Origin of the sequence: Hyphobacterium sp. (genome assembly GCF_965229905.1) — a bacterium.
Classification (GTDB): Bacteria; Pseudomonadota; Alphaproteobacteria; order Caulobacterales; family Maricaulaceae; genus Hyphobacterium.
The window spans coordinates 406280-418156 of record NZ_OZ245930.1; the positions used below are offsets into that span (position 1 = coordinate 406280).

The window sequence follows — 11877 nt, forward strand, 5'->3', positions numbered from 1 at the left end:
AGATGGGAACGAATCACGCAAGGATGCGGATTCCTTCAACCGGGGGGCTCATGTTCGAACAGGCGAATGACCGTGATACGGGTGTTTTGAGCTATCTGGGCGTGCCCCAGACCGGGACGCTGAACCATAATTGGACAGAGGCCGCGCTGTATGAAGCTGCGGTCCGCCGCGGTGAGGGCGAGATCGCGAAAGGCGGAGCGCTGGTCGTCAAAACCGGCCAGCACACCGGCCGTTCGGCCAAGGACAAGTTCACGGTCCGCGACGCGATCACCGAAGACACGGTCTGGTGGGACACGAATGCGTCGATCACCTCCGCCCAGTTTACCGCAATCTGGAACGATTTCCGCTCGCACATGGCGGACAAGGAGTTGTTCGTTCAGGACCTGTTCGGCGGCGCCGATCTCGACCATCGCCTTCCGGTGCGCGTGGTTACCGAATTCGCCTGGCATTCCCTGTTCATCCGGCATTTGCTGCGTCGCCCTGAGACAAACGATCCGGCAGAGTTCAATCCGCAGTTCACGATCGTCAACCTGCCAAGCTTCAAAGCCGACCCGGCACGCCATGGCTGCCGCAGCGAGACCGTTATTGCGGTCGATTTCGCGCGCAAGCTGGTGCTGATCGGCGGCACCTCCTATGCCGGTGAGACCAAGAAATCGGTTTTCACCATCCTCAATTACCTGTTGCCGGCGAAGGGCATCATGCCGATGCACTGCTCGGTCAACACGGATGGCGAGAACGCCGCGATCTTTTTCGGCCTGTCGGGCACAGGCAAGACGACCTTGTCGGCCGATGCCAGCCGTACCCTTGTGGGCGACGACGAGCACGGCTGGTCGGAAAACGGCCTGTTTAATTTCGAAGGTGGCTGTTACGCCAAAATGATCCGGCTGTGCCCGCAAGCCGAACCGGAAATCTATTCGACCACGCAGCGTTGGGGCACGGTACTGGAAAACGTCGTGATGGACCCGGTTACACGCGAGCTCGACCTTGACGATGCCTCGCTGGCGGAAAACAGCCGCGGCGCCTATCCGATCAGTGCCATTCCCAACGCGTCAGCGACCGGCCGCTGCGGACCGCCGAAAAACCTGATCATGCTGACCTGCGATGCGTTCGGCATCATGCCGCCGATCGCCAAGTTGACGCCGGCGCAGGCGATGTATCATTTCCTGTCGGGCTATACCGCCAAGGTGGCCGGCACAGAAAAAGGTGTGACCGAGCCGACGGTGACTTTCTCGGCCTGTTTTGGCGCGCCCTTCATGCCCCGTCATCCGGCGGAATACGGCGCCCTACTGCGCGAACTGATTGCTGAACACGGCGTCGATTGCTGGCTGGTGAATACAGGCTGGACCGGTGGCGGCTATGGCGAAGGCCAGCGAATGCCGATACAAGCCACCCGCGCGCTCTTGAACGCTGCCTTGGACGGTTCGCTGAACACTGCGACTTTCCGCCAAGATCAGAATTTCGGCTTTATGGTGCCGACCGCCGTCAGCGGTGTGGATTCAAAAATTCTCGACCCGCGTTCGACCTGGAAAAAACCCGCATCCTATGACGCACAGGCAGCCAAACTCGCCGACATGTTTGTCGCCAATTTCGCGAAATTTGAGGATCATGTCGCGCCTTATGTGCGCGCCGCCGCTCCGCGCCGTAACGATATCAGCGTGGCCGTCGCTGAATAGCGCGACGCCGGTTTGACTTTGAAGAGGCGCTGCATCGTCCTACTGACGGCGCGGCGCTCTTTGTGTGCCACAAATCCCTTACAGTGACGCGTTAGGACCTTGCCCATGAAAAAACTGATCGCCGCCTCCGCCGCTCTTCTCATCGCTTCCGGCTCCGCCTTTGGGTGGGGCAAGACCGGTCACCGCGTCACGGGCGCGATTGCCGAGCAATATCTGACCGATGACGCCCGCAGTGCGATTGAAGAACTTCTCGGTGTCGAGGATCTGGCCGAGGCTTCGACCTGGCCGGACTTCATGCGCTCGAGCAGTGAGGAGTTTTGGCGGGCGGCTGGACCCTATCATTATGTGACCGTGCCCGAGGGGACGGTCTATGATCCGGCCAATGCGCCAGAAGAAGGCGATGCGTATACCGCCTTGTTGCGCTTCTCGGACATCGTCACCGATGAAAGCCGTCCGCTGGAGGAGCGCCAGCGCGCGCTACGTTTTATCGTCCACATCATCGGCGATCTGCACCAGCCGCTTCATGTCGGCAACGGAACCGACCGCGGCGGCAATGACGTGACGGTCGTCTTCTTTGACGATGTGACCACGCTGCACCTCGCCTGGGACGAGAACATGGTCGATTACGAGCAGCTCTCCTACACGGAAATGACGGATTGGCTGACGCGCCGCATCACCCCGGCACAGGCACAGGAATGGATGGACCCCGATCCGCGCGTCTGGATCGCAGAAAGCGCCGAGATCCGCCCGTCGCTCTATCCGGACGATGCGGAGCTGCAATGGACTTATGTCTTCGAACACCGCGCGACGATGCGCCAGCGTTTGTCGCAAGGCGGCGTGCGCATGGCCGCTTATCTCAACACGTTGTTCGAGGAATAACGCGTCAGCTCCGACCCAATCAGAAGATGCCGACCGCGAGCTCGGCCCAGATCGTCAGGAAAGCCAAAATTGCAGCGCCCGCGCCGAGCATGATCGTGGCCGGGCGCCGCGCGATATGGCTGACAAGTTCCAGCACGCCAAGCAGAACCGCCAGCAAAAGCGCCATGACGAAAAAATCCGCGACCTCCCAGTTCACTTCGCTCGTGAACCGCATAGCGATGAGCGGAGCGACAAGAATGCCTGCAGCGCCAGTCCAGGCAATGGGCCGCCAGAGTCGGTTGAATCCGAATGGGTGAGTCATATTCGCCTCGCGGTTCCGCTTGAGAACCAATTTAGCAGACCCGGGACGAATAAGGAAAAGCCCCGGTCGTGTGACCGGGGCTTTTTTGGGTGCGGGGGTAGGATTTGAACCTACGACCTTCAGGTTATGAGCCTGACGAGCTACCGGGCTGCTCCACCCCGCGTCAGCATGTTGCCGTTCCGCCTGGAGGCGTTGCGACAGCCCCGCCATCGCTGGCGGGACGGCGTATCTAGGCCATGCCCGGCGGCGATGCAAGCCCTGCAACACTATCATGACAGCTTGGCGCGGGCTTTTCTCTCGCCTATGCACAGCACATGACAGGGCAAGCAGATCCGGCCTGGGGTGCGAATGCACCACGAGGCATTTTTGCCGCGCTGCTGGCACGTGCCCGTGCAGGCGACGGCAAGATGCTGGCGCGGGTGGCGAGCTGGTTCGCGCCAAAGGCGGTCGATGTTGAGACGCTCGGCTTCAAGGCGCGGCTGCATCCGGGCGACAATCTGTCGGAGAAGCGGATCCTCTACACGCCTGGGCGGTTCGATCCAGTGGAACTGGCGCATTTGTCGGCCGCCCTGCATCCGGATTTCGTCTTCGTCGATATCGGCGCCAATTGCGGTGCCTACACGCTTCACCTTGCTGTGCAAGCTGCTTCCGGCGCGCGCTTCTACGCAATCGAGGCACAGCCGGAGATGGCGCACCGATTTCGTTTCAATCTTGCCGCCAGCGATATCGCAGCATCGGTGCAGCTCGACGAATTGGCACTCTCGGACACGCGCGGCGAGATCGCCTTCACCGTCAATCGCCACAATCGCGGTGAGAGCGGGCTTGAGGGAGGCGGCGAGACGATTCGTGTGCCGGCGTTACCGCTTGCCGATTATGTTGCCGAACGAAATGTTACTTCCATCGACGCCCTGAAAATCGACGTCGAGGGCCAGGAACACCGTATCCTCGCACCCTTCTTTGCGTCCACGCCAGAAACTGCCTGGCCGCGCATCCTGGTGGTCGAGCAATTGCTGGCGACGCCGGAAAAGGACCCCGTGCAGCTGGCATTGTCACACGGCTACACTGTCGTTCGCGATCTCGGCCGCAATGTGATCCTCGAACGCGCGGGCGGGACGTAATGCGCTCGCCCGCCCTGCAGCAAGCTGAAGCGGCCTTTCAATCGGGTCGCGCCGGCGAGGCGCGGAATATCCTTCGTGAAGCGGCATCGACCGGCGATGCGGCGGCGGCCTATTCGCTGGCCGTCGCGCTTGCCTATGGCCAGGGCGGCGAGATCGACTTGCCCGCCTCAGCCTCTTTGCTGGCTGAAATCCGGGATCGCCTGCCGGCAGCGCGGATGTTTCACCGGTTCGCGCTGGCGCAGGGCTGGGACGGCATCAGCGGCTGGGAGGCGGCGCTGGCCGATCTGATGAACGCCGCTCGAGCCGGCGATCCCACAGCGCAACGCGAAGCCGGGCTGCTTGCCCTGCTTTGCCGGCGCGAAGACGCGGCGCTGGCGCTGTTGGGCCCGATCGCTGCCAAGGGCGACATGCCGGCCGCCATGGCGCTGATGCGGCTTGGCAGAGCGGGCGGCGGCCAGCCCTGGCTGACGTCCGCCACGGCAAAGCTGAAACGCGCCAGGCATCCGCTTGCCGAAGAACTGGCCGCCTGCGCCGAAGCCGAAAAACCCTTGCCCGGCCCGGCAATGATCGACTGGGATGCGCTGGCAATCGATCTGACCGAGGAGCCGCCTCTACCCGGCGCGAGGACATTGGTCGAAGAGATTTCCGCCATGGCCTTCCCGGGCGCGCTGCCACCGGCCGTCGGCGATCATGTTCTAACATCGGGTCTAAAGGCGCTGCAGCCGTCCACAATCGTCGATGAAACGACTGGCCAGCGAACACGCGACCCACATCGGCAATCGCTGTCGATGACCTTCGCGCCGCATTTGCAGGACCTCGTCCATGTTGCCGTCGAGCGGTTGATGGCGCGGATGGCAGATTGCCCGGCGTCGCATACCGAACGGCTCAACCTTCTGTTCTACCGGCCGGGCGAACAATACCGGCCGCATGTCGACTATTTCGCGCCGGACGATGGCGGCGGGGCGAGAGAAATCGAACGCGCCGGCCAGCGCGTGGCCACAAGCCTGATTTGCCTTCACGCCGCAACCGGCGGGGGCGCGACGCGTTTTGTGCGTTTCGCCACGGATTGGAATGGGGCTTCCGGCGACGGGCTGTCCTTCCGCAATGTGCGGCCGAACGGTGACATAGAGCCGCTTTCCCTCCACCAGGGCGAAAAGGTCACCAATGGTTGGAAGGCGCTGGCCAGCTTGTGGATCCGTGATCGCTAGTCGACAGGAATCAAACGGTATTCGCGCGCGAGTGCCCAGTCGGTTTCAGCATCAGGCCGGACCTCGATACGGAAAACCAGACGTTCGGCATTTAGTTCGACCCAGGTGACCCGCTGCGGGCTGCCGACCGTGTCCGCGCGCCAGCCGGCGATGAAGGGCGTCGTCCCGTCGGGAATGGCGGCCGCCGGGTTGAGGCGGAACTGCGCGCCTTCGCCGGCGCTTTCGCTGACATAATAGCGATGCCCTTCTCCAGGGCGGTTGTTCAGGTAAAGACCGTACCAGCGCTCAACGACCGGACTCCACGACCAAAAAGTGGCGGAGCGATAGCCCGCCTCGGGCCTTTCAAAGACGGCGGCGATCGCACACCCATCCAGCATGCGGCCGGCGGTCAAACGCGCCGGCTGTTCTGTGCCATCGGCGGAAACGGCGATGCCCGCCCAACCGCCGATCAAATCATCCATCGCGCGATGCGCGCCATCGGTGCATAACAGGCCTTCATGATAGCCCGGCAAAGGCCGGTCCGCGGCAGGCAGATCGACGACCGGATCGATTTCGCGGAACTCCACGACATTCCAGGTCGTCCAGGTCTGGCCGCCATCGCTCGTATTGGCGCCGTCCCAACGGAAGGCGTCGTCGCGAATGTCAGAGAAGGTGTAGCGGCGATGCTGTTGCGGTTGATCCGGCTGTCGCGGCCGGATCTCCGCGCTGTAGACCATGATCCGCCCGAAATCATCCGCACCCGTGAGCTGGTCCAGGAATGCGACCCCGTCGAATTGCGGATTCGGCCAGTGCTGGGCCATGATCCAACGCTCATTCGCCTCGTCATAATAGCGCAGTGAGAAACCGCGCCCCTGTGCTGTGCCGGGCGTCAGCTCGCGTGGCATGGCGAGCTCCATGATCGCCTTGCCGTCAAGGATCGGCATGACGAATTGATGCGTGCGGTTGCCTTCCGCCAGGTGACCCAGCCCGTCGGGATCCCGAGGGCGCCAATTGGCCTCCCATTCACCGATCCAGAAATCGTATTGCCGGTGAACCGGCACGTCCCATTGCGGCAAGATTTCCGTTGCCAGGACATCGTCCCAGTCACGCGGTACGCCCTGCGCCACCACCCAGCCAGCCGCCAACAACTCGATCATTGCAACGCCCTCCCCTCCTTGCCCAACAAACCTGCCCGATCGGGCGGGGCGGACAAGCAACGATTTCGTGAGGCTGCCGATTGGCGTCAAATCGAAAGCCGGAATCCGGGCACGAAAAAAGCCCCGCGGCGAACCGTCGGGGCTTTTTGTGTCATCGATAAAGATCAGGGTCAGATCAAACGGGCAGACCGGGCAGCGACCTACTCTCCCATGCCTTAAGACATAGTACCATCGGCGCAGAGGGTCTTAACGGCCGTGTTCGAAATGGGAACGGGTGGGGTCCCCTCGCAATGACCACCCGGTCGGCGCGTTTGATCCGTAACATTGAGACATTCTGTAACCGTCGCTCTTGTTTAGCACGCGAACGAGGCGTTCGCCGTGCATGAACTTAGAGATCAAGCCAATCGAGCTATTAGTACCAGTCAGCTTCATGTGTCGCCACACTTCCACACCTGGCCTATCAACGTGGTAGTCTTCCACGACTCTCAAGGAATACCTGGTTTCGAGGGGGGCTTCCCGCTTAGATGCATTCAGCGGTTATCCCTTCCGTATATAGCTACCCTGCTATGCCGCTGGCGCGACAACAGGTCCACCAGAGATACGTCCATCCCGGTCCTCTCGTACTAGGGACAGCTCCTCTCAAGTATTCAACACCCACGGCAGATAGGGACCGAACTGTCTCACGACGTTCTAAACCCAGCTCACGTACCGCTTTAATTGGCGAACAGCCAAACCCTTGGGACCTGCTCCAGCCCCAGGATGCGATGAGCCGACATCGAGGTGCCAAACAATGCCGTCGATATGGACTCTTGGGCATCATCAGCCTGTTATCCCCGGCGTACCTTTTATCCGTTGAGCGATGGCCCTTCCATGCGGGACCACCGGATCACTATGGCCGTCTTTCGACTCTGTTCGACCTGTCAGTCTCACAGTCAGGCGGGCTTATGCCATTGCACTCAACGAGCGATTTCCGACCGCTCTGAGCCCACCATCGCGCGCCTCCGTTACTCTTTGGGAGGCGACCGCCCCAGTCAAACTACCCACCACGCAGGGTCCCGGATCCGGGTTCACGGATCGCGGTTAGACGTCAACAAGGATTAGGGCGGTATTTCAAGGATGACTCCACCATGACTGGCGCCATGACTTCAAAGTCTCCCGCCTATCCTACACAAATCGTCGCTAACGCCACTGCGAAGCTGTAGTAAAGGTGCACGGGGTCTTTCCGTCTGACCGCGGGAACTCCGCATCTTCACGGAGAATTCAATTTCGCTGAGCCTATGCTGGAGACAGCGGGGAAGTCGTTACGCCATTCGTGCAGGTCGGAACTTACCCGACAAGGAATTTCGCTACCTTAGGACCGTTATAGTTACGGCCGCCGTTTACCGGGGCTTCAATTCGGAGCTTGCACTCCTCCTTTTAACCTTCCGGCACCGGGCAGGCGTCAGACCCTATACGTCGTCTTGCGACTTCGCAGAGCCCTGTGTTTTTAGTAAACAGTCGCCACCCCCTGGTCTGTGCCCCTGGACACCGCTTGCGCGGAGCCAGGCTCCCTTCTCGCGAACTTACGGGAGCAATTTGCCGAGTTCCTTCAGCATAGTTCTCTCAAGCGCCTTGGTATACTCTACCTGTCCACCTGTGTCGGTTTCGGGTACGGTCTAATGCGGGAGCTATTTCCAGGGACGGCTTGGCTGCCCACCCAATCCAATAAGGGTGAACAACTTCCGCAATCCGTCACTACCCGCTGGCCCAGGAATATTGACCTGGTTCCCATCGACTACGCCTTTCGGCCTCGCCTTAGGGGCCGGCTAACCCTGCGCTGATTAGCATTGCGCAGGAACCCTTGGACTTTCGGCGAGCGTGTCTCTCACACGCTTTGTCGCTACTCATGTCAGCATTCTCACTTCTGATACCTCCAGGAGCCCTCGCGGGTCTCCCTTCAACGGCCTACAGAACGCTCCGCTACCGCTCTTTCGAGCCCGCAGCTTCGGTGTATCACTTAAGCCCCGTTACATTTTCCGCGCAGGAGCGCTTGACCAGTGAGCTGTTACGCTTTCTTTAAAGGATGGCTGCTTCTAAGCCAACCTCCTGGTTGTCTAAGCACTCCCACATCGTTTCCCACTTAGTGATAACTTAGGGACCTTAGCTGGCGGTCAGGGCTGTTTCCCTCTCCACTACGGACCTTAGCACCCGCAGTGTGTCTGCCTCATAGTACTCATCGGTATTCGGAGTTTGGTTAGGTTTGGTAAGTCGGTGGGACCCCCTAGCCCATCCAGTGCTCTACCCCCGATGGTATTCATGAGACGCTCTACCTAAATAGATTTCGCGGAGAACCAGCTATCTGCAGGTTTGATTGGCCTTTCACCCCTAGCCACACCTCATCCCGTTCTTTTTCAACAGAAGTGGGTTCGGCCCTCCAGTGAGTGTTACCTCACCTTCAGCCTGGACATGGCTAGATCACCTGCTTTCGGGTCTTATCCCTCGAACTCATTCGCCCTATTCAGACTCGCTTTCGCTGCGCCTACACCTATCGGCTTAAGCTTGCTCGAGAGACAAAGTCGCTGACCCATTATACAAAAGGTACGCCGTCAGGCTTGCGCCCTCCGACTGCTTGTAGGCATCCGGTTTCAGGGTCTGTTTCACTCCCCTCGTCGGGGTGCTTTTCACCTTTCCCTCACGGTACTTGTTCACTATCGGTCGATAAGGAGTACTTAGGCTTGGAAGATGGTCCTCCCATGTTCAGACAGGATTTCACGTGTCCCGCCCTACTCGAGTCTCTCTCGTTGACGCTTCATACGGGGCTATCACCCGCTACGGCCCAACTTTCCAGATGGTTCTGATAATCTAAGAGAGAGCACTGGCCTGATCCGCGTTCGCTCGCCACTACTAGCGGAGTCTCAATTGATGTCCTTTCCTCCAGGTACTGAGATGTTTCAGTTCCCCGGGTTTGCCTCCTGCAGCTATGAATTCACTACAGGATACCCCGAAGGGTGGGTTTCCCCATTCAGAAATCTGCGGGTCAAAGGTTGCTCGCACCTCACCACAGCTTATCGCAGCGTGCCACGTCTTTCATCGCCTCTTATCGCCAAGGCATTCACCAAATGCCCTTTTGACGCTTGATCTCATCGAAGCTCATGCACGGTGAATGCCTCGTCCATTTGCAGCTCGTGCAGGGCCACAAACGTCAACAAGACAACGCACATGAGCGTCGGTCAGGATGTCTCAATGATCTGCCCTAAGATGGCCGGGCAAACCCTAATCTTTACAATGTCAAATATCCGCTTATCGGCGCCGCAGCGCTGACCAGCGAAATCTGTTTCTAACCGCGTTCTGGTGGAGCTGGACGGGATCGAACCGACGACCTGAAGCTTGCAAAGCTACCGCTCTCCCAACTGAGCTACAGCCCCTTGAGAACGCGTGTCGCCGTCTCCTCACCTTAAAAGCAATGGTGGGCCTGGGTAGACTCGAACTACCGACCTTACGCTTATCAGGCGTACGCTCTAACCACCTGAGCTACAGGCCCGGATGAGGACATACGCCAGCCAGCGGAGAGGAACGCGGCGTCCCCGATCCGATGATCGGGGCGCTTGGAAAGAGAAACGAAGACGGCGGCATCCGCCAGTTTTTGCATCTCATCCGAAGATGGATGCTTGTCTATCGGATCCGAAGGAAGGTCAAAGACCTGATCGATCGGAAATCCTTAGAAAGGAGGTGATCCAGCCGCAGGTTCCCCTACGGCTACCTTGTTACGACTTCACCCCAGTCGCTGACCCTACCGTGGCTGGCTGCCAGATTGGCGCACCATCTTCGGGTAGAACCAACTCCCATGGTGTGACGGGCGGTGTGTACAAGGCCCGGGAACGTATTCACCGTGGCATGCTGATCCACGATTACTAGCGATTCCAACTTCATGCTCTCGAGTTGCAGAGAACAATCCGAACTGAGACGGTTTTTAGAGATTAACTCACTGTCACCGCCATTGTAGCACGTGTGTAGCCCTACCCGTAAGGGCCATGAGGACTTGACGTCATCCCCACCTTCCTCCGGCTTGACACCGGCGGTCCCGTTAGAGTGCCCAGCCAAACCTGCTGGCAACTAACGGCGAGGGTTGCGCTCGTTGCGGGACTTAACCCAACATCTCACGACACGAGCTGACGACAGCCATGCAGCACCTGTATCCAATCCAGCCTAACTGAAGGAAAACATCTCTGTAATCCGCGATTGGTATGTCAAGGGTAGGTAAGGTTCTGCGCGTTGCTTCGAATTAAACCACATGCTCCACCGCTTGTGCGGGCCCCCGTCAATTTCTTTGAGTTTTAACCTTGCGGCCGTACTCCCCAGGCGGGATGCTTAATGCGTTAGCTGCGTCACCAAACAGCATGCTGCCTGACAACTAGCATCCATCGTTTACGGCGTGGACTACCAGGGTATCTAATCCTGTTTGCTCCCCACGCTTTCGCGCCTCAGCGTCAGTACCGGTCCAGTGAGCCGCCTTCGCCTCTGGTGTTCCTCCGAATATCTACGAATTTCACCTCTACACTCGGAATTCCGCTCACCTCTCCCGGACTCTAGGCCGCCAGTATCAAAGGCAGTTCCGGAGTTGAGCTCCGGGCTTTCACCTCTAACTTAACGACCCGCCTACGCGCGCTTTACGCCCAGTAATTCCGAACAACGCTAGCCCCCTCCGTATTACCGCGGCTGCTGGCACGGAGTTAGCCGGGGCTTCTTCTGCAGGTACCGTCATTATCTTCCCTGCTGAAAGAATTTTACAACCCTAGGGCCTTCATCATTCACGCGGCATGGCTGGATCAGGCTTGCGCCCATTGTCCAAGATTCCCCACTGCTGCCTCCCGTAGGAGTCTGGGCCGTGTCTCAGTCCCAGTGTGGCTGATCATCCTCTCAGACCAGCTATAGATCGTAGGCTTGGTAGGCCATTACCCTACCAACTACCTAATCTAACGCGGGCCGATCCATCGGCGATAAATCTTTCTCCCGAAGGACGTATACGGTATTAATTCCAGTTTCCCGGAGCTATTCCGTACCGATGGGCACGTTCCCACGCGTTACTCACCCGTCTGCCACTCACTCCGAAGAGTGCGTTCGACTTGCATGTGTTAAGCCTGCCGCCAGCGTTCGTTCTGAGCCAGAATCAAACTCTCAGGTTGAGTTGGATCCCGACTGCGCTTGGCATTAAAATCTCAAGAAAGACAGGAGCCAATTCGATGACCGGCAAGCCGGCCATAAATTGGCAATTGTCTGTACTTCTAGAGAAACGCTTTCGCGTGTCGGTATCAGTTTGATGGCCGAAGCCATCCGCTAGACACCGCCGCCTGCGTCTCTCTTTCCAATATTCACGATGTCAAACAAACGAGTTGGTCGGCTTCCGCCCTCCATCCCGGTCCGCCGCTGGAGCTCATTTTGAGAACCCGTCCCGGCGAGGAGCGCGGTGTTTATGGGCCGCACCCCGAAGTGTCAACCGCGTTTTTCAGAAACTTGCAGTCGCCTCATTTCCCAGCTCAATCAACACCTTAGTGTGTTTGGGCCCGGCTCCGAGGCAGCCGTTTA

Annotated in this window: 6 protein-coding genes, 3 tRNA genes and 3 rRNA genes; 4 read left to right on the forward strand and 8 right to left on the reverse strand. The window is 59.1% G+C overall.

What is annotated here, in order from left to right; translation table 11 throughout:
- Positions 1-50 precede the first annotated feature (50 nt).
- On the forward strand, positions 51-1673 hold the full coding sequence (locus ACO08C_RS02060; protein WP_421787097.1) for a phosphoenolpyruvate carboxykinase: 1623 nt from the start codon (positions 51-53) through the stop codon (positions 1671-1673).
- A gap of 105 nt (positions 1674-1778) precedes the next feature.
- Positions 1779-2552, forward strand: a complete 774-nt coding sequence (locus ACO08C_RS02065; RefSeq protein WP_421787099.1) for a S1/P1 nuclease — start codon at positions 1779-1781, stop codon at positions 2550-2552.
- Positions 2553-2571: 19 nt separating this feature from the next.
- Here the strand turns inward: ACO08C_RS02065 and ACO08C_RS02070 are convergent, their stop codons facing one another.
- On the reverse strand, positions 2572-2853 hold the full coding sequence (locus ACO08C_RS02070; protein ID WP_421787101.1) for a hypothetical protein: 282 nt from the start codon (positions 2851-2853) through the stop codon (positions 2572-2574).
- Between the two features lie 86 nt (positions 2854-2939).
- Positions 2940-3016 (reverse strand) — tRNA-Met (locus ACO08C_RS02075).
- A 151-nt stretch (positions 3017-3167) separates the two neighbouring features.
- Here ACO08C_RS02075 and ACO08C_RS02080 point away from each other — a divergent pair.
- On the forward strand, positions 3168-3971 hold the full coding sequence (locus ACO08C_RS02080) for an FkbM family methyltransferase (protein WP_421787102.1): 804 nt from the start codon (positions 3168-3170) through the stop codon (positions 3969-3971).
- Complete coding sequence (locus ACO08C_RS02085) at positions 3971-5179, forward strand: prolyl hydroxylase family protein (RefSeq protein ID WP_421787104.1); 1209 nt, start codon at positions 3971-3973, stop codon at positions 5177-5179. The genes ACO08C_RS02080 and ACO08C_RS02085 overlap by 1 nt, the downstream gene beginning before the upstream one ends.
- Here the strand turns inward: ACO08C_RS02085 and ACO08C_RS02090 are convergent.
- From ACO08C_RS02090 to ACO08C_RS02115, 6 genes are all read right to left on the reverse strand, one after another.
- The gene (locus tag ACO08C_RS02090) at positions 5176-6315 is read right to left on the reverse strand and encodes a hypothetical protein (protein WP_421787106.1); all 1140 of its coding nucleotides are present in this window, start codon (positions 6313-6315) and stop codon (positions 5176-5178) included. The genes ACO08C_RS02085 and ACO08C_RS02090 overlap by 4 nt on opposite strands.
- A gap of 187 nt (positions 6316-6502) precedes the next feature.
- A 5S ribosomal RNA gene (rrf, locus tag ACO08C_RS02095) occupies positions 6503-6617 on the reverse strand.
- An 89-nt stretch (positions 6618-6706) separates the two neighbouring features.
- Positions 6707-9434, reverse strand: a 23S ribosomal RNA gene (locus tag ACO08C_RS02100).
- Between the two features lie 209 nt (positions 9435-9643).
- A tRNA-Ala gene (locus tag ACO08C_RS02105) sits at positions 9644-9719 on the reverse strand.
- Between the two features lie 39 nt (positions 9720-9758).
- Positions 9759-9835, reverse strand: a tRNA-Ile gene (locus ACO08C_RS02110).
- Positions 9836-10016: 181 nt separating this feature from the next.
- Positions 10017-11477 (reverse strand): 16S ribosomal RNA (locus ACO08C_RS02115).
- Together the 16S, 23S and 5S rRNA genes with 2 tRNA genes alongside form the textbook arrangement of a ribosomal RNA operon.
- Positions 11478-11877: the final 400 nt, after the last annotated feature.